Origin of the sequence: Amycolatopsis methanolica 239 (assembly GCF_000739085.1) — a bacterium.
In the GTDB taxonomy this organism is placed as follows: domain Bacteria; phylum Actinomycetota; class Actinomycetes; order Mycobacteriales; family Pseudonocardiaceae; genus Amycolatopsis_E; species Amycolatopsis_E methanolica.
Genome location: NZ_CP009110.1, coordinates 4454372 through 4472911, shown reverse-complemented (window position 1 = coordinate 4472911; position 18540 = coordinate 4454372). Strand labels below are relative to the sequence as shown.

16 protein-coding genes and 2 pseudogenes are annotated in these 18540 nt (G+C 71.2%); 9 read left to right on the top strand and 9 right to left on the bottom strand.

The window, feature by feature from the left end:
• Positions 1–85 precede the first annotated feature (85 nt).
• The 6 genes and pseudogenes from AMETH_RS38120 to AMETH_RS21705 all read right to left on the bottom strand — a co-directional run bounded on the left by AMETH_RS38120 (position 86) and on the right by AMETH_RS21705 (position 5819).
• The gene (locus AMETH_RS38120; RefSeq protein ID WP_157628486.1) at positions 86–316 is read right to left on the bottom strand and encodes an ATP-binding protein; all 231 of its coding nucleotides are present in this window, start codon (positions 314–316) and stop codon (positions 86–88) included.
• A pseudogene (locus AMETH_RS40595) lies at positions 313–1123 on the bottom strand (PP2C family protein-serine/threonine phosphatase). The gene AMETH_RS38120 and the pseudogene AMETH_RS40595 overlap by 4 nt, the downstream one beginning before the upstream one ends.
• A gap of 184 nt (positions 1124–1307) precedes the next feature.
• A pseudogene (locus AMETH_RS40590) lies at positions 1308–1727 on the bottom strand (GAF domain-containing protein); the annotation flags it as partial.
• Positions 1728–2717: 990 nt separating this feature from the next.
• Complete coding sequence (locus tag AMETH_RS21715; protein ID WP_017983263.1) at positions 2718–3887, bottom strand: acyl-CoA dehydrogenase family protein; 1170 nt, start codon at positions 3885–3887, stop codon at positions 2718–2720.
• A complete protein-coding gene (locus tag AMETH_RS21710; RefSeq protein WP_223842900.1) occupies positions 3884–4864 on the bottom strand; it encodes an alpha/beta fold hydrolase in 981 nt (326 codons plus the stop codon). Before AMETH_RS21710 ends, AMETH_RS21715 begins: the two co-directional genes overlap by 4 nt.
• Position 4865: 1 nt before the next feature.
• Positions 4866–5819, bottom strand: a complete 954-nt coding sequence (locus tag AMETH_RS21705) for a VOC family protein (RefSeq protein WP_017983261.1) — start codon at positions 5817–5819, stop codon at positions 4866–4868.
• Between the two features lie 117 nt (positions 5820–5936).
• Between AMETH_RS21705 and AMETH_RS21700 the strand changes: the two genes are divergently transcribed.
• From AMETH_RS21700 to AMETH_RS21685, 4 genes are all read left to right on the top strand, one after another.
• Positions 5937–6893: an AraC-like ligand-binding domain-containing protein gene (locus AMETH_RS21700; RefSeq protein WP_017983260.1), complete on the top strand. Its 957-nt coding sequence runs from the start codon at positions 5937–5939 to the stop codon at positions 6891–6893.
• Positions 6894–7259: 366 nt separating this feature from the next.
• Positions 7260–9500, top strand: coding sequence for a xanthine dehydrogenase family protein molybdopterin-binding subunit (locus AMETH_RS21695; protein ID WP_017983259.1), 2241 nt, complete (start codon positions 7260–7262; stop codon positions 9498–9500).
• Between the two features lies 1 nt (position 9501).
• Positions 9502–9972, top strand: a complete 471-nt coding sequence (locus tag AMETH_RS21690) for a (2Fe-2S)-binding protein (RefSeq protein WP_017983258.1) — start codon at positions 9502–9504, stop codon at positions 9970–9972.
• Positions 9969–10781, top strand: coding sequence for an FAD binding domain-containing protein (locus AMETH_RS21685; protein ID WP_017983257.1), 813 nt, complete (start codon positions 9969–9971; stop codon positions 10779–10781). Before AMETH_RS21690 ends, AMETH_RS21685 begins: the two co-directional genes overlap by 4 nt.
• Before the next feature lie 34 nt (positions 10782–10815).
• Here the strand turns inward: AMETH_RS21685 and rraA are convergent, their stop codons facing one another.
• Together rraA and AMETH_RS21675 are read right to left on the bottom strand one after the other, a co-directional pair.
• Positions 10816–11286 (bottom strand): ribonuclease E activity regulator RraA, encoded by a 471-nt coding sequence (gene rraA / locus AMETH_RS21680; RefSeq protein WP_017983256.1) that lies wholly within the window; start codon positions 11284–11286, stop codon positions 10816–10818.
• Positions 11283–11582 (bottom strand): ArsR/SmtB family transcription factor, encoded by a 300-nt coding sequence (locus AMETH_RS21675; protein WP_017983255.1) that lies wholly within the window; start codon positions 11580–11582, stop codon positions 11283–11285. The genes rraA and AMETH_RS21675 overlap by 4 nt, the downstream gene beginning before the upstream one ends.
• Positions 11583–11628: 46 nt before the next feature.
• On the opposite strand from AMETH_RS21675, the gene AMETH_RS21670 reads away from it, so the two are divergent.
• On the top strand, positions 11629–12234 hold the full coding sequence (locus AMETH_RS21670) for an HAD family hydrolase (RefSeq protein WP_017983254.1): 606 nt from the start codon (positions 11629–11631) through the stop codon (positions 12232–12234).
• A 118-nt stretch (positions 12235–12352) separates the two neighbouring features.
• On the opposite strand, the gene AMETH_RS21665 is transcribed toward AMETH_RS21670, so the two are convergent.
• Entirely contained in the window at positions 12353–14152 is a 1800-nt protein-coding gene (locus tag AMETH_RS21665; RefSeq protein WP_017983253.1) for a sigma-54-dependent Fis family transcriptional regulator, read from the bottom strand.
• A 139-nt stretch (positions 14153–14291) separates the two neighbouring features.
• Between AMETH_RS21665 and AMETH_RS21660 the strand changes: the two genes are divergently transcribed.
• From AMETH_RS21660 to AMETH_RS21645, 4 genes are all read left to right on the top strand, one after another.
• Positions 14292–14537: a hypothetical protein gene (locus tag AMETH_RS21660; protein ID WP_017983252.1), complete on the top strand. Its 246-nt coding sequence runs from the start codon at positions 14292–14294 to the stop codon at positions 14535–14537.
• Positions 14538–14604: 67 nt separating this feature from the next.
• Positions 14605–16254: a ferritin family protein gene (locus tag AMETH_RS21655; RefSeq protein ID WP_085929368.1), complete on the top strand. Its 1650-nt coding sequence runs from the start codon at positions 14605–14607 to the stop codon at positions 16252–16254.
• Between the two features lie 59 nt (positions 16255–16313).
• Complete coding sequence (locus tag AMETH_RS21650; RefSeq protein ID WP_017983250.1) at positions 16314–17354, top strand: NADH:ubiquinone reductase (Na(+)-transporting) subunit F; 1041 nt, start codon at positions 16314–16316, stop codon at positions 17352–17354.
• A 12-nt stretch (positions 17355–17366) separates the two neighbouring features.
• The gene (locus AMETH_RS21645) at positions 17367–18536 is read left to right on the top strand and encodes a ferritin family protein (protein WP_017983249.1); all 1170 of its coding nucleotides are present in this window, start codon (positions 17367–17369) and stop codon (positions 18534–18536) included.
• The last annotated feature ends 4 nt before the right edge of the window (positions 18537–18540 follow it).

Genomic DNA, 18540 nt, shown 5'->3' with positions numbered 1-18540 from the left:
TCGAAGTCCCCTCGGCGTGTTTCTCGTCGGCCGGGGGTTACCCCCCGTGCACGGTTTACACACCTGCTGTTCCCCCGATTCGGGGTCACCTCGTGGTGAGCTCCGCCCAGACGATCTTGCCGTTGGGCGTGGTGCGGGTGCCCCATCTCGCCGCGGCCGCGGCGATCAACCGCATCCCATCGTGTTCGATTCCGCCGGTAGCGAGGATGTGCGGCAGCGTCCCGGTGCGGTCGGCGACGTCCACCGTCAGCCGCGTGCCGTTGTGGAACGGGCGCAGCGTCAGCGGCGCCGAAGCGTGCCGCATGGCGTTCGTCACCAGCTCGGTGGCAACCTGCACCGCGCGGTCGGCCACTTCCGCGAGCCCCCACCGCGCCATCCGCCCGGCCACGAACGCTCGTCCACTGTGTACAGCGGCACCTCCGGGACCAGCGCCATCGACGCGACCCGCCGGTCCGCGCCCCGGTGCTCGACGTACAGCAGGGCGACGTCGTCGTCGTGCCTGCCGCCGGTCAGCCGCCCGATCAGCTCGTCGCACGCCGCGCCCAGGTCACCGTCCCGAGGCAGCGCCGTCAGCTCCGCCAGCAGCGCGTCGATGCCCGCGCCGAGCTCTCGCGCCCGGCTCTCCACCAGCCCGTCGGTGTATAGCGAGCCGCATCCCGGGCGGGAACGGCGTCTGCTCCTGCGGGTACTGCTCCCCGACGCCCAGCGGCATGCCCAGCGCCTCCGCGATCTGCCGGATCGACCCGTCGGCCGCGATCAGCACCGCGGGCAGGTGACCGGCGTTGGCGTAGGTGAGGGTGTCGTCGATCGGGTCGTGCACCGCGTACAGGCACGTGATGAACTTGGCGCCCGGCGTGGTCCGCGCCAGCTGGGACACGTTGTGCAGCACGTAGGACGGCGGCAGGTCCAGCAGCGCGCATGACCGGATCGCGGTGCGCATCTGACCCATCACCGCCGCCGCGGGCACGCCGCGCCCCACGACGTCGCCGATCACGAACGCCGTCCGCCCGCCAGGCAGCTCGATCACGTCGAACCAGTCCCCACCGACCTCGGCCCCGGCCGACGCGGGCAGGTAACGCGACACGATCCGCAGGCCGGGGATCTCCGGCACCACGTGCAGCATGCTGCGCGCCAGCTCGGTCGCCATCGACCGGTGCCGGGCGAACATCCGCGCGTTGTCCAGCGCGATCGCGGTGTAGCCGGCGATCCCGGCCGCCGCCTGCTCGTGCCGCGCGGTGAACCGCCCCGGCTCGGGGGTGGGCGAAGAAGAACCCGCCGAGCACCTCGCGCGTGGTCGGCGTGATCACCGGGACGGCCAGGTAGCTGCGCACCGGCAGGTGCCCCTCCGGCATGCCGTGGTGCGGCTCGTTGTGCCCGTAGCGCGGGTCCTCGGTGATGTCGTCGCTGCGGACGATTCCGCTGCCGTTGAACGTGGGCGCGAAAACCGCCGTGTTGCGCGGCATCGGGCACCCGTCGAAGGTTTCCTTCGGAACCCCGGACAGCGTGCAGATCGTGTAGGACTCGCCGAACTCGTCGATCAGGTTGTAGAAGAACGCCCCGAACCCCGCGCCGGTGCCGCGCGTGGCCGCGTCCGTGGCGTCCTGGACGAGGGTGTCGATGTCGAGCTGCGCGGTCAGCCGCTGCCCGATCGCTTGCAGCGAGTCGCCGAGCTCGACCTTGGCGCCCGCCCGGTCCACCGCGCCCTCCACCCGCGAGGTGCGCTCCATCAGCTCGGCGTAGTCCCGGAGCGCCTCCGCGCGGTCCTCGGCCGGACCGTGCGCCAGCAGCCCGGCGCGGACGCTCACGGCTATCGAGCGGGTTGTCGCCGCCGGCAGCGCGGCCGAGGACGGCAGCACGAGCCAGAACGCGCGGCCCCCGGTCAGCGGCCCGCCGAACGCCAGCGCGCCGCACAACGGGACCACTGGAAAGCGCTCGCCCGCCGGGGCGGCGGCCGGCGCGCCACCGGTTCGCGGCTCTCCGGCCGCCGCGCCGAGCACCGGCGGACCGCCTTCGTCCACTGTGTACAGCTCGGCTGACATCGGCCGTCCCGCGAGGGCGAACCCGTCCCGCAGCCGCCGGACGAGGGCCCGTGCGGCGGCGGTGAAATCGCGGCGCTGGCCCTGCCGTGGGAACCGGGCGGGGACGCCGGCTGGGCGGAGGGCGGGCCGCTCGATTACGGCCGGCCGCCCGGGCTGGCCTTCCACGTGGTGGAGGACCGTCGCCTGACGACGCACTTCCGGTTCTGCCCGTAGCGTCCCTCGGGAGGGGTGAGCACGGCGCTCGGGGAGACTCGCCGCTGGACGGCGGGCACTCTGCGGGGGCCGCGCGTGGCGGTGGGGGCAGCGAGCGTGTCGCGCCGCCCGAGGGTGAACACGGCGATGGGGCAGCCGCGGAGGCGCCGAACACGGCGCCGGGGGGCAGCGCGCCACACGGCCCCGCGCGGCGATGCCGCCCCGCCCGCGGCCGCACTGCCGCGTGCCCGCCGCGATGCTGTGCCGCGACAGCGCGCCACACCGCGCCGCGCGGCGATGCCGCCCCGCCTGCCGCGATGGTTTGTCGTTGCTGTGCGCCGCGCCGCCCCGTGCCGCCGTGCCACGATTCCGCGCCGGGACAGCGCGCCGCCGGGGTGCCGCGTTGCCGCGCCGCGTTGCCGCGCCGCGACAGCGGGCCGCGCCGAGGCAGCGCGTCCCGCCGCGACGTGGCGCATCCTCCTGGCGTCAGCCCTTCAGCTCCAGGAACTCCCAGTGCGCGTCGGGGGCCAGGCCGGCCATCCAGCGGCCGCAGTTCTGCAGCACGACCGGCCCCGAAGTGATGTGCTGCGTCCCCGCGTGGAGGTCCCTGAAGAAGCGCTGCAGGTCGCCCCTTCGCAGCGCCGCCGTGGCCGCCCACTTGAACACCGTCTGGCCCGCCGCGTGCACCGACCACGTCGTGTTGTTCAGCATCAGCCGGGTCAACGTCTCCTGCTCCGTGGTCAGCAGCGACCCACCGTCCAGGGTTGCCTCGTTGGCCTCCCACACCTCCATCGCCCACGCCCGCGCCGAGCGCACCGCGGCCTCCGCCTGCGCGCACTCCGCGTGGAACTGCCCGGTGTCGACCGACGCGCCCGGCGCCCCGGACTTCCGCGCGGCCAGCGCCCGCATCTCGTCGAGCATCCGGCGCCCCACCCCGAGCGCCCAGCCGGTGTGGCACACGCCGGCCATGTTCGCCAGGCCCATCCGGTAGATCGCGCCACCGTGCCGTGCCGCCATCGTGGTGATCTCGTAGACGTGCGTGTCCGGCACGAACACGTCCTCGCACGAGTAGTCGATGCTGCTGGTCGCCTTCAGGCCCAGCACGTCCCAGTTGTCGACGAGCGTCGCCTGCTCCTTGGGGAACGTGAAGATCAGCGCCTGCCCGGTCTCCTCGCACAGCGCCGCGGTGTGGATGTGGGTGGCCATCGAGATCCCGGACGCGAAACTCCACTGCCCGTTGATCACGTACCCGCCGTCGACCCGCCGCGCGGCGCCCAGCCGCGTGCCCTGCCCCGCCATCAGCGCATACCGGTTGCCGGCCACGTCCGGGAACAGCTCCGCCGCGGCCTCGTCACCGAGGTAGGCGGCCGTGGTGCCGGTGACCATCTGCAGCGCCATGAACGACCACCCGGCCGAGGCGTCCGAGTAGGAGATCTTCGCGATCGTCTCGATGACCTGGCGCGGCGAGAACTCGTACCCGCCCAGGTCGCGCGGGATGCCGATCTTCAGCGCGCCCGTCTCGTGCAGCACCTGCGTGACCTCGTCGGTGAGCCGCCCCAGTTCCTCGCCCTTCTCGGCGTTCGCGGTGAGCACCGGCGCGGCCTCGTCCAGGCGCGCCATCAACCCGTCGAACTCGTCGCTGACGTGCAGGCTCATGCGTCCGTCCCCTCCAGTCCGCGGATCCAGTCGATGACCGGCCGCACCGTCTCGTCGGAATTGGCTTCGAAGATCAGCCCGTGCCCGTTGCCCTTGACGCCATGGTCGGGCAGGTGCAGCCGCGCCGCGTCGGCGCCCGCGTCCCGAAGGAAGTCCACGACCTGCGGCGCGAAATCCGCGAACGCCGACGCGCCACCGGTCACGACCACGACGGGTTTGCCCGCCAGCGCGGGGATCCGCATCCCCTCGCGCACCTCGGCCGGGTCGGAAACCGGCGGGTCGTAGGCGATCGGCGCCGAGGTCAGCCCCCAGTCCAGCGAACCCATCCCGGGGATCTCGGCGAAGGCCGGTCCGACCGGTTCGACCGCCACGATCGCCACCACCGCATCGGGCCGCGCGTCCGCCGCGAGCCACCCGACCGGACCGCCCGCGGAGTGGGTCACCAGCACCGCGGGACCGGTGAGGTCCAGCAACCGGCCCAGCCGGTCGGCGTCCATCCGCTGCGACTCCGCGAGATCGGCGGGCAGCGGGCCAATCGGGCACAGCAGCTGGTCGACCTCCGCCTCGCCGTAGGTCCACTGGACCTGCTCGCCGCGCCGCTCCTCGGGCAGGAACAACGCCCGCGCCGCCTCGTAGGGGAACGGCGCGCCCATCGCCGCCACGACGTCCGGGTGGTACGGCGAGCGCCCGTGGCCGCACCGGTCCACCACGTACACGGCGAAGCCGGCCTCCACGAAGCGCGTCGCCCAGCCGGGCCGCCCGTCCGGGGTGCCGGTCCAGTCGGTGCCCTGCCCGCCGCCGCCGTGCACCAGCACCAGCGGGTACGGCCGGGTCACCACCGGCGGCGCCTCCCACTGCACGAACATCGGCGCCCGCTGCACGGTCACGCCGCCGGCTGCCACCCGCTCGCCCGGGATCCAGAACTGCCCGCGCCGCGCGGTGATCTCGTGGCCGCCGGTCACATGTGGTGCGGCCACGTCAGATCTCGATCGGCTCGAGCCGGGCGAAGATCTCCTCGCGGCGGTGCTCGAACTGCTCGGGCAGCTGGAACCGCGTGCCCAGCTCCTTCGGCGACTCGTCGCACGTCCAGCCGCCTTCGGGGTGCGTCACGGCCAGCTCGAACAACGCGCCGCCGGGGGTGCGCACGTACACGCTCTTGAAGTACTTGCGGTCCTTCAGTTCGGAGATGTCGGTGTAGCCGCGGCCTTCGATGTCGAACTTGACCTCGTCCTGGTTGCGCAGGTTGGCGACGTTCCACGCGAAGTGGTGGTAGGTGCCGGCGCCGTAGCCCCACGTGCCCTGGTCGTCGGTGCGGTTGACCGTCAGCTCGAGGTGGTTGCCGTACTTGGCGTTACCGATCTGCAGCGCGGCGCGGTCGCCCTCCTCGGCGAGACGGCCCTGGGAGAAGAACGATTCCTCGGCGAACTCGACCATCCGGTCCGGCGTCGCGACGTGGACGCCCACGCCGTGGATGCCGTGGATCGCGCACTCCGGCGGCACGCCGTAGCCGGTGTGCCCGGCACGGTCGTCACCGGTGTTGCCGACGAAGACGTATTCGATGCCGGACGGGTGCCGGAACGCCAGCCGCCGCTGCCCGAACACCTCGACGTTGTCGACCGCGACGTCGTGCTCGGTCAGGCGCCGGTGCCAGAAGTCCAGCGAATCGTGCGGCACCGACAGCAGCACCTCGCGCGCCTGGTTCGTGCCGCGTTTGCCGAAGAACCCGGCCTGCGCCCACGGGAACGTGGTGACCACGCTGCTGGGGTCGCCCGCGGCGTTGGAGTAGTAGAGGTGGTAGATCGGCAGCGAGCCGTCGAACAGCACGGTGCGCTTGATCAGGCGCATACCCAGCACCTTGACGTGGAAGTCCACGTCCTCCTGTGCGCCCGCGACGGACAACGTGACGTGGTGGGAACCTTCGACGAACGCCATGAAACGCCTCCACACTGAGGTTTTCCGCGGTGGTGTCGCAACGGTAGATTCGGCGGACGGCGCCCGTCATGAACGACGAGCGCACACCGCTGTCGAATGCGCGCACAACCGGTGGGGATGACGATGACGTCACTCGCGGACGTGGTGGCCGTGGCGCCCCCGGCCTCCGGGCCGAAGGTCGAGTTCGGCTCGTGGACGCACCAGGTGGAGCGCAGCGTGCTGCGGTTCCACTTCGACTGCGAGCGCCCGCGCGCGTTCGCCGGCGTCGTCAGCAACCGCCCGCTCGCCGACGTCAACTTCGTCGACATGGAGAGCGGGCGCCACGCCGCCTACCGCGACGCGGCCACGATTACGCCGGATGAACAGGACTTCTACGTGATGACCCTGCAGCTGTCCGGGCAGTTGCGCCTGGCCCAGGACGGGCGGATCGCGGTCCTGAAGCCGGGCCACTACGCCATCTACGACTCCGCGAAACCGGCCACGATCGTCTCCAGCGACGACTACCGCAGCACCTGCATCCGGTTCCCCAAGCGGTACCTGCCCGCGCCGCCGCCCGGGATCACCGCGACCGCCTTCGAGTGCGAGCCGGGCCTGCCGTCGACGGTGTGGGGGATGCTGCTCAGCCTCAACCGGAACGTGGAGTCACTGGGCCCGCACGGCCCGCGCGCGGTGCGCACGGTGATGGACCTGGTTACCGTGATGCTGCACGGCGCCCGCTTGCTGCCCGGACGGCGCGAGGTGCTGCTGGAGCAGGTGCGCGAGTGGACCGACGCGCATCTGGGCGACCCGGACCTGGGCCCGAACGCGGTCGCCGCCGCGCACTACATCTCGCCCCGGCACCTGCACAACCTGTTCGCGGGCACCGGGTTCACCGTTTCGTCCTGGATCCGCACTCGCCGCGTCGAGGGCTGCCGCCGCGACCTGGCCGACCCGCGGCTGGCCGCGACGCCGGTCGCCGCGATCGCCGCGCGCTGGGGGTTCAAGGGCGCGTCCCACTTCGGCCAGGTCTTCAAGCGCGAGATGGGCCGCACCCCCGCGGAGTTCCGCGCGGAGTCGCTGGCGGATCTGCGCTAGTGCGATGTAGGCCGGGGCACCAGCCGGACCGGGACGTGCTGTGGCGCACGCGCGGTGGCACCACGTTCCCGTGCAGTGCGCCGTCCGCGGACCAGTGCAGGAACTCCTCTTCCCACGGCCGGTTTTCCAGGTCGCGGCGCTCCGCGAGCTCGATCTGCGTGGCAGTGAACTCCCGTAGCCCGGCGAGGACTCGGCTGAGCTTTCCCACACCTGGAGCGTGCTCCAGCCGGACCGGCGGCACGAGTGGCAGAACCGTACGTGTTCGGCAAGATCCTGCCAACACCTTCTTTCGCGGGACGAACCCGAGGGTGACTTCCGTCGCTCCAGGAGGCATGATCGCGAAGTATCCGTAGTGGGAGGCCAGTTTTGAGCATCGTCGGCACCAGGGTGGTCCGCATCGAGGACCAGCAGCTGATCACGCAGGGTGGGACCTACGTCGAGGATCTACGGGTGGAGGCGCTGACCGGCGCGGTGCACGCGATGTTCGTGCGCAGCCCGATCGCGCACGCCCGCATCGCCTCGATCGACACGTCGGCCGCGCTGGAGGCGCCCGGCGTCGTCGCGGTCTACACGGCCGCCGACATCGATCTCGCCCCGCACAAGGCGGGCCCGGTCGTCGAACCGTGGCTCGCCGACGGCGTGGTCCGCTACGTCGGTGAGCCCGTCGCGCTCGTGCTCACCGAGGAGCGCTACCAGCTCGCGGACGCCGCCGAACTCGTCGACATCGACTACGACCCGCTGGACGTGGTGGCGAGCATCGACAGCGCGCTCAGCGATGAGACCGTGCTGTTCGAAGACCAGGGCACGAACGTACTGCAGACCACCGGCGGCGAGTTCGACGACAAGTCTTTCGACGACTGCGAGGTCGTCGTCACGCAGACGATCCTCAACCAGCGCGTCGCCCCGGCGCCGCTGGAGGTGCGCGGCGCGGCCTGCGCGTGGGGCGAGGACGGCCGCCTGACGCTGTGGCTGTCCACGCAGAACGCGCAGATCTCCCGGTCCACCGTGGCGAAGGGGCTCGGCGTCGAGTCGAAGGACGTCCGTGTCATCACGCCGGACGTCGGCGGCGGGTTCGGCGCGAAGATCGGCTCCGACCCGGAGGCGGTCGTGCTCGGCTGGGCGTCGAAGCGGTCCGGGCGGCCGGTCCGCTGGGTGGAGACCCGCAGCGAGAACCTGGTTTCGATGACGCACGGCCGCGCCCAGCAGAACAGGGTCACCATCGGCGGCCGCCGCGACGGCACCGTGCTCGCGTTCCGGCTGGAGGTCGTGCAGGACGCGGGCGCCTACCCGCGCACGATGTTCCTGCCGACGCTCACCGAGCTGATGGGCACCGGCGTCTACCACTTCCCGAAGGTGGAGACGAGCAGCCGGGCCGTCGTCACCAACACGACGCCGATCGCGGCCTACCGGGGCGCCGGCCGTCCCGAGGCGACCGCCGCGATCGAGCGCGCGATGGACCTGTTCGCCGCCGAGATCGGCATGGACCCGGCCGAGGTCCGGCGGGTCAACTTCATCCGGCCGGAGGAGTTCCCGTACTCCTCGCCGACCGGCGCCACCTACGACACCGGCGAGTACGCCAAGGCGCTGGACAAGGTCCTGGAGGCCGGCGGGTACGCGGACCTGCGCGCCGAGCAGGCGCGCCGCCGCGAGGCCGGCGACCCGGTGGCGCTCGGGCTCGGCATCGCCGCCTACGTCGAGATCACCGGCGGCGACTCCGGGGGCGAGAGCGGGCGACTGCTGATCAACCCGGACGGCTCGGTCACCGCCTACACCGGATCCTCGCCGCACGGCCAGGGCCTGGACACCACGCTGACCATGCTGCTGTCCGACCAGCTCGGCGTCCCGATGGACAAGATCACCATCCGGCACGGCGACACCGACGAGGTGCCCAAGGCGATCGGCACGTTCGGGTCGCGGTCGCTCCAGCTGGGCGGTTCCGCCCTGCGTCAGGCCGCCGACCAGGTCATCGAGCAGGCCCGCGCGCTGGCCGCGGACCGGCTGGAGGCCTCGCCGGACGACATAGAGCTGTCCGAAGGCGCCTTCCAGGTGCGCGGCGCGCCCACCAGCGGCTCGGTGACCTGGGCGCAGCTGGCCGAACAGGCGGAGCTGACCGCGGACGTGTGGTTCGGCGACGGAGCCCCGACGTTCCCGTTCGGCGCGCACCTGGCCGTCGTCGAGGTCGACACGCTCACCGGGAAGGTCGAGCTGAAGCGGATCATCGCGTGCGACGACGCGGGCCCGATCGTCAACCCGCTCGCCTTCCAGGGCCAGCGGCACGGCGGGCTCGGCCAGGGCGCCGCGCAGGCGCTGCTGGAGGTCATGAACTACGACGCCGACGGCAACCCGACCACGGCCACCCTGGCGGACTACTCGTTCATCACGGCGACCGAGCTGCCCGACTTCGAGCTGGTCGACTCCGAGACCCCGACGACGCGGAACCTGCTTGGCGTCAAGGGGATCGGCGAGGCGGCGACCATCGGCTCGACCCCCGCGGTGCACAACGCGGTCGTCGACGCGCTGTCCCACCTGGGCGTGCGTCATCTCGACATGCCCACCACCCCGCTGCGGGTCTGGCAGGCTCTCACCGACGCGAGGAAGGCGAACTGAAGTGAAGGTCTCGATCGAGATCAACGGCACGACGGTCTCCGAGGAGGTCGAGGACCGCACCCTGCTGGTCCACTTCGTGCGGGAGCAGGCCGGGCTGACGGCGACGAACATCGGCTGCGATACCACGTCCTGCGGCGCGTGCACGGTGCTGCTCGACGGTGAGTCCGTGAAGTCGTGCACGGTCCTGGCGGCGCAGGCCGACGGGCACTCGGTCACCACGCTGGAAGGCCTGCACGGCGAGGACGGCGACCTTCACCCGGTGCAGCGCGCGTTCCGCGAGGAGCACGGCCTGCAGTGCGGGTTCTGCACGCCCGGGATGATCATGGCGTCGGTGTCGCTGCTGGACCACAACCCGAAGCCGACGCGCCAGGAGGTGCGCGCGGGGCTGGAGGGGAACCTGTGCCGCTGCACGGGTTACCACAACATCGTCAACGCGGTGATGAATGCGTCCGGGCAGGAGGTCCAGCGGTGATCCCGGCCCAGTTCACCTACCGGCGGGTGTCCTCTGTGGACGAGGCGCTGGCCGCGGTCGCCGAGCACGGTGACGACGCCAAGCTGCTGGCCGGCGGGCAGTCCCTGCTGCCGCTGATGAAACTGCGCTTCGCCGCGCCCGAGGTGGTCATCGACATCGGCCCGCTCGACGAGCTGCGGTACGTGCGGGCCGAGGGCGGCGAGATCGCGATCGGCGCCATGTCGCGTTACCACGACCTGCACCGCGACCCGGTGCTGGCCGAGCACGCGCCGCTGCTCGCGCACGTCGCGGGCGAGGTGGGGGACCAGCAGGTGCGCCACCGCGGCACGATCGGCGGCTCGCTGGTCCACGCCGACCCGGCCGCCGACCTGCCCGCGGCGGTCCTCGCCGTGGACGGGGTGCTGGTCGCGCGCGGCCCGGACGGCGAGCGGCGCATCCCGGCGGCCGAGTTCTTCCAGGGGCCGTTCGAGACGCCGCTCGCGCCGGAGGAACTGCTGACCGAGGTGCGGATCCCGGCCCAGGGCGGCGCCGGGTGGGGGTTCGAGAAGTTCACACGGCGGTCGATCGACTGGGCGATTGTCGGGGTCGTCGTCGCCGGGAGCGCCGTGTCGTTGATCAACATGGGCGGCACCCCGATGCGTGCTTCGGCGACCGAGGCGGCACTGGCCGACGGCGCTTCGGCCGCCGAGGCCGCCGCGCTGGCCGCGGAGGGCACCTCCCCGGCCGACGAGGCCCACGCGACGGCCGAGTACCGGCAGCACCTCGCGCGGGTGCTGACCGAGCGGGCGCTGGTCTCCGCGGGACGTTGAGCCGAAGGGCGGGCCGGGTGGCCCGCCCTCACGGCTAGTTCTCCACGAGCACGATGCCGTCGTCGTCGGCGTAGAGCATGTCGCCGGGGTGGAAGGTGATCCCGCCGAAGCCGACCGGCACGTCGACCGCGCCGTTGCCCGCCTTGCTGCTCTTGCGCGGGTTGGTGCCCAGCGCCTTGATGCCGATCGGCAGCCCGGCGAGCACCGCGCTGTCCCGCACCGCGCCGTTGATCACCAGGCCGGCCCAGCCGTTCTCCACCGCCGAGCCGGCGATGAGGTCGCCGGTCAGCGCGGTGTGCAGCGAGCCGCGCCCGTCGACCACCAGCACCGCGCCCTCGCCCGGTGTCGCGAGCAACTGCTTGACCAGGCCGTTGTCCTGGTAGCACGAGACGGTCCGGACCTGGCCGGAGAACGCCCGCCGCCCGCCGAACTGGCGGAACTGCGTGTCGCACACCCGGAGCTTGTCGCCGTGCTCGTCGACCAGGTCGGCGGTGGAGAAGGTCACTCGGATCGCCTTTCGTCGTGGTGGGCCTGCCGGATGGAGTCCAGCAGACCGGGGAACCGCGCGCTGACCTCGTCCCGGCGCAGCCGCACGAAACTGCCGTTGCCGGCGTCCCGCTGGTGGATGAGCCCGGCCTGCCGCAGCACCCGCCAGTGATGGGTACGGGTCGACTTGGCGACCGGCAGGTCGAACGAGGTGCACGCGTGCTCGCCGTCCGGCCGGTCCAGCAGGTCGACCACCACCCCGCGCCGGTGCGGGTCGGCCAGCGCCGACAGCACGGTGCCGAGATCGAGGTCCATCGCGTCCCCTTGTCGTAGGTACGAAGGTGATAGTACCTTGCCCGGCATGCTCATGGTCTTCGACATCAACGAAACGCTGCTCGACCTCGCGCCGCTGGACGACGTCCTCGGCGGCGCGGAGGTCCGCACGCGGTGGTTCGACCTGCTCATCCACACCGCGCTGGTGGTCACCGCGAGCGGCCGGTACCAGGACTTCGCGCAGCTCGCCGGCGCCTGCGCCCGGACCGTCGCCCCGGAGGCGGACCTCCCGCGGCTCGCGGCGGCGCTGCGATCCCTGCCGCCGCACCCGGATGTGGAGCCCGCGCTGGCCGATCTCCGCGACCAGGGGCACCGGCTGGTGGCGCTGGGCAACTCGCCGCAGGCGGTGATCGAGGCGCAACTCGGGGACCTCGGTTTCGACGCGATCTACTCGGCCGAGTCGGCGGGCGCGCTCAAGCCGTCCCCGGCGGCCTACGCGCTGGTCGAACATGCCGGCGAGCCGCCGGTGATGATCGCCGCGCACGATTGGGACATCGCCGGCGCGCAGGCCGCGGGGATGCGCACGGCCTTCGTCACCCGCGACGGCCGCCTCCCGCTCCCCGCCCACCCGAGTCCGGATTGGACGGTGACGGATCTCGCCGAGTGGGCCCGCAGCCTGCGCACCACAAGCTGACCCGCGAGTCCGGCATCTTCGCACGCAGGTGCTGCGTTCCCACCGCGAACGCTCCCCGCTGAATGCAGAACTCACGACGCTGAACGTGGAACTCGGCGTGCTGAGCGTGGGACTCGCGTCAGTGCACAGGTGTCACGATTCCGTACTCGTGGATCTTGCGGTAGATCGTCGCGCGGGAGATGCCCAGCAGTTGTGCCGCGCGGGCCTTGTTGCCGCCCGCGTCCTCCAGGCTGCGCACGATCGCGTCGCGCTCCACGGCCTCGAAACGGTTCAGAGGGCGGCGCGCGATGGTGTGGTACTCGGCCGGCAGGTCGGTCGGACGGATGGTGCCCGTGCGGCGTCGCTGGGTGATCTCCCGCAGCACCTCGTGCAGCTGCGCCGTGTTGCCCGGCCACGACGCCCGCATCAGCAGGTGCATCGCCTCCGGCGAGCAGGTCACCTGACCGCCGTGCGACAGCTTGCTGAGGAACAGCGGCACCAGCTCGGCCAGGTCCTCCACGTGCCGCCGCAGCGACGGCACCCCGACCGTGCGCGGGAAGAACGCCAGCAGCTCCGCCAGCCGCGGGCTGCTCTCGGCCTCCGGCGTCAGCGTCAGCGCCACCCACGGCCCGTCCGGCCGCGGCACCTGCCGCAGCACGGCGACCAGCGCACGCACGTCCTCGTCGCCCAGCCGGTCGGCGTGCCGGATCACCAGCGTGTCCACCGGGTCGTCGAGCAGCTCGTGCCGCACGTCCGCGGCCCAGCCCGGTCCCGCCTCGGCCGCGTCGAGCGTGTGCAGCCGCCCGGCCGGGTTGCGCCGCCGGTGCACGCCCTGCGCCAGCGTGTGCTTCCCGCCCCCGGGCTCGCCGGCCAGCACCAGCCATTCGCCGCTGGTGAAGCTGCGGTCGACGGCGTGGCAGCTGCGCGACCACGTCGGCGCCGACCCGGCCACGCCGGGCAGGAACATCGGCACGGCGGGCAGCACGACGCCCGCGCCCCCGTCGTCGGTGTCGACGAGCTGCACCGACAGCACCCCGCCGGCGATCTCGCCGGTCCGCTCGCCCGCCACGCGGCGGCAGTACATGCGCACCTTGCCGCCGCTGGACAGCACGACCGTGTCGGTGGCGCGCCGGGCCGCGGCCAGCGCCTGCTTGGCGTGCCCGAGCACGAGCGACTGGTCGGCCGGGTCGAGGAGCTGGCGGGCGGCGTCGTTCATCATCACCACGTCGTCGTTGAACGCGATCACGATCCCGGTGGTGCGACGGCAGGCCTGCAGGTAGGTCTGGAACAGCACCAGCTCGCGCATGGTGCTGTGGGTGAGCAGCGCCTGGCGGATCTGCTCGGCGGTCGATCTGGCGAGCGCGACGAGCAGCCCGCCGGCGTCCTTGCGCCAGCAGGTCAGGTCGACGGCGCCGATCGTCTTGCCGGAGATCGGGTGCTGGATCGGCACGCCCGCGCATGCCAGGTTCTCCAGGTTCTCCGCGTAGTGCTCGTGCCCGAACACCTGCGTCGGCCGCCCGTCGGCGAGCGCGGTGCCGATCCCGTTGGTGCCGACGAACCTCTCGCCGTAGCTGAACCCGGGCGCCAGTTCGACGCTCTGCAGGTGGCGGTGCAGGTCGTGGTCGCCGGTGCGCTGGGTGAGCACGACCCCGGACTGGTCAGTGAGGATCATGCTGATCGGCTGGCCCTCGAGCTGGTCGCCGAGCCGTTCGAGCACCGGTTGCGCGCCGCGGATCAGCGGCGTGTCGAGGTCCTGGTCGCCGCTGTAGGGCAGGTCGATGCGGTCGGCAGGCACCTGGAACTCGCGGGAGCGCCACCAGGACGCGAGGATCGCTTCGCGGACCTGCCCAGGCTCGACCGCTTCGGCGGTGAGGAACCGCAAACGGGTGCGCGCCAGCGTGACGTCGTCGAGCACCGCGCTGCCCCGGTCGTGGTCCACCCTGACCTCCTGCCGCTGCCCCGAACAGGGTAGTCGAACACCGCCGTTGTGTCCCGTGTCACAAGGTAACCTCCGCGCCGGGCGCACCGTGTCTCAAATTGAGACACGCCCCCGTCCGGGGCGGGCGTGGGATGGGTCCATGCCCGAGGAAACGTACAACCCGTGGACGGTCGTGAACGTCGTGTTCCACCACCTCGTCGACCAGGGTCTGCATCCCACCTTCGGGGACGGGCACCCGGGGGACCCGGCGGCGGAACTGTTGCGCACCCTCGGTATCACGCCGGAGGCGGAGGGCGACGTCCGGCAGAAGACGGCGGTGCAGGACCACCTCGCCGAGCTGCGCCGATCCGTGTTCGGCGAACCTGAACCGCCTGTCTCATATTGAGACCCGCACGCGTGCTCGCGCGGCCTCCAATTGACGGTGTAGGACTTGTGCCCACCTAGGAGTGATCATGAGCCGCCAAAGTGTGGCGAGAGCCCATCAGAAGATCCAGGAACTGTCCTGGGAACCGGCCTACCACGAGCCGGTGTCGCAGTACGGAACGGACTACACGTTCCGCAAGGCGAAGAAGAAGGATCCGCTCAAGCAGGTCCTGCGGTCCTATTTCCCGATGCAGGAGGAAAAGGACCACCGCGTGTACGGCGCCGAGGACGGCGCGATCCGCGGCAACATGTTCCGCCAGGTCCAGGAACGCTGGCTGGAGTGGCAGAAGTTGTTCCTGAGCATCATCCCGCTGCCGGAGATCTCGGCGGCGCGCGCGATGCCGCTGCTGTTCCGCACCGTGCCGAACCCTGAGCTGCACAACGGCCAGGCGATCCAGATGATCGACGAGGTCCGGCACTCGACGATCCAGCAGAACCTCAAGCGCCTGTACATGAACAACTACATCGACCCGGCGGGCTTCAACTCGAGCCTGCGCAACTTCCACAACGACTACTGCGGCACGATCGGCCGCCAGTTCGCGGAAGGCTTCATCACCGGTGACGCCATCACCGCGGCGAGCATCTACCTGACGATCGTCGCCGAGACCGCGTTCACCAACACGCTGTTCGTGGCCATGCCGGCGGAGGCCGCGGCCAACGGCGACTACCTGCTGCCGACGGTCTTCCACTCGGTGCAGTCCGACGAATCCCGGCACATCAGCAACGGTTACGCCACGCTGCTGATGGCGCTGTCCGACGAAAGCAACCACCAGCTGCTCGAACGCGACCTGCGCTACGCGTGGTGGAACAACCACGCCGTGGTCGACGCCGCGATCGGCACGTTCATCGAATACGGCACCAAGGACCGTCGCAAGGACCGCGAGTCCTACGCCGAGATGTGGCGCCGCTGGATCTACGACGACTACTACCGCAGCTACCTCGTGCCCCTGGAGAAGTACGGCCTGGTCATCCCGCACGACCTGATCGAGGAGGCCTGGAACCGCATCTGGAACAAGGGCTACGTGCACGAGGTCGCGCAGTTCTTCGCCACCGGGTGGCTCGCCAACTACTGGCGCATCGACCCGATGACCGACGAGGACTTCGAGTGGTTCGAGCACAAGTACCCCGGCTGGTACGACAAGTACGGGAAGTGGTGGGAGAACTACAACCGGCTGTCGGTGCCGAACGGGCACCACCCGATCGTCGCCGAGGACGTCGACTACGTGTACCCGCACCGGTGCTGGACGTGCATGGTGCCGTGCCTCATCCGTGAGGACACCGTGATCGACAAGGTCGACGGGCAGTGGCGCACCTACTGCTCGGAGCCGTGCCGCTGGACCGACGCGGAAGCGTTCCGCCCGGTCTACCAGGGCAGGCAGACGCCGAACATGGGCCAGCTGGTCGGCGCCCGCGAGTGGGAGACCCTCTACCACGGCTGGAACTGGGCCGACGTCGTCTCCGACATGGGCTTCGTGCGCGACGACGGCAAGACGATGGTCGCGCAGCCGCACCTGAACCTCGACCCGAAGAAGATGTGGACGCTGGACCACCTGCGGCGCATGCCGGAGGTGCAGAGCCCCAACGTGCTGCTCAACCAGATGACCGACGACGAGCGGTCGGCCTTCATCGCCGACTACAACCGCCAGGGACCGGCCGGGCGGCCGGCGCCGGCGAACTGACGCGCACCGCGGGCCCCGGGCGAACCGGGGCCCGCGTGCCGGGACACGAAGGGGTGTCGATGGGCGACAAGCACGTGGTGCGCTTCGAGCCGGTGGGGATCGAGATCGAGGTCGACGAGGACCAGACCGTACTCCGGGCCGCCGCCGAGCAGGGCGTGATGCTCATGCACGGCTGCAAGGAGGGGCAGTGCGCCTCGTGCAAGTCGTTCATCCTCGACGGCGACGACGTGGAGCTCGAAAGGTACTCCACGTTCGCGCTGCCGGACTTCGAGAAGGAGGAAGGGTTCACGCTGCTGTGCCGGGCGCACGCGTACGAGGACCTGACCATCGAACTGCTCAACTACGACGAGGAGATGATCCACTCCGGACTGCCGATCCAGACCGCGGTGGCCGAGGTCGTGGCCAACGAGCCGGTCACGCACGACATGCGCCACCTCGTGCTCAAGCTGGTCGAACCGGCCGCGCTGAAGTACTTTCCCGGCCAGTACCTGGACTTCGCGGTGCCCGGCACGGACGAGACGCGCTCGTTCTCGATGGCCGGCCTGCCGACCGACGGGCACCTCGAGTTCGTGGTCAAGATCTACCCCGGCGGCCTGTTCTCGCAGTTCCTGGACACCGGTGTCGCGGTCGGTGACCGGCTGGAGGTGACCGGGCCGTTCGGGGTGTTCACCCTGCGGGACGCGCCCGGCGCGCCACTGGTGTTCGTCGGCGGCGGGGCGGGCATGGCGCCCATCCTGTCGCTGCTGCGGTCGATGGCCGCCCGCGGCGGCGAGGTGGCCGCACGCCGGACCACGTTCTACTACGGCGCCCGCCGCAAGCAGGACCTCTGCTTCGAGGCGGAGCTCCACGGGCTGGAGCAGGCCCTGCCCGCGTTCACCTACGTGCCCGCGCTGTCCGAGCCCGGCGACGACGACTGGGACGGCGAGACCGGGCTGATCACCGACGTCGTTCGCCGCCACGAGACGGACCTCGCGGGCGCGGACGCCTACGTGTGCGGGCCGCCGCCGATGGTCGAGGCGGCCCTGGAACTGCTGCCCGCGCTCGGGGTCGCGGACAAGCGGATCTTCTACGACAAGTTCACCACCACCGGCGACGAGTGAAGGAACAAGCCCATGACAGCGACGCAGGAACGCAGCGTGCCCAAGCCCGTCTTCACCGACGCCGAAGCGGGCGCCAAGGTCTTCCCGGACTCCGGGGCGCGCCGGTTCAACTACTTCAACCCGGCCAAGCGCAAGCAGAGCCACTACGAGGACGTCACCGTCGAGGTGCAACCCGACCCGCGGCACTACCTGTCCCAGGGCTGGTTGTACGCCTTCGCCGACGGCCGTGGCGGCTACCCGCTCGAATGGACCGTGCTCAAGGCGTGGGGCTCGGACCGGCCGGTGCCGGAACGCGGGCCGGGCTCGGGCGGCAAGGGCTACGACTGGCCCGCGCTGGGCTGGCACGAGTTCCGCGACCCGAACGAGGAGTGGGAGCTCACGCTCTACCGCTACAACGCCAACGTGGTGCGCCAGCTCAACCAGAACGTCGAGGCGGCCCGCCAATCGCACGCCTTCGACCAGTGGAACCGCAACTGGACCCAATTCGTGGCGCAGCACGTCGGGGCGTGGATGCACGTCGACCACGGGCTGGGCCTGTACCTGTTCGCCAACGCCAACCGGCGCGCCCCGACGAACATGCACAACAACGCGATCTCGGTCAACAGCATGCACAAGATCCGGGCGGCGCAGGACCTGGCGCTGTACAACCTCACCCTCACCGAGGAGATCGAGGGCTTCGACGGCACGGCGCACCTGGCGACGTGGAACGACGACCCGGCCTGGCAGGGCGTGCGGGAGGTCGCCGAGCAGCTGACCGCGATCGACGACTGGTGCGAGGCGGTCTTCGCCGCCAACATCGTGTTCGAGCCGCTGGTCGGGGAGCTGTTCCGCAGCAACCTCGTGCAGCAGGCGGCGCCGGCCAACGGCGACTTCGTGACCCCGACCCTCATCGGGGCCGAGGAGTACGACTACGCCGAACGCGACCTGCGCTACACCCGCGTCATGTTCGAGCTGCTCGTCGACGACCGCGAGTTCGCCGAGCACAACACGAAGATCATGCAGGACTGGCTGAGCACCTGGGTTCCGCGCTGCATCGGCGCCGCCAGGACGCTGCAGCCGCTGTGGTCGCAGCCCGACGCCAAACCGTCCCGCTTCGAGGACGGACTCGACCGCGTGAAGAGCCGCTTCAGCGGCATCCTGTCCGACCTGCGTCTGCAAGCACCGAAGGAGCTGGCCCAGTGACAAC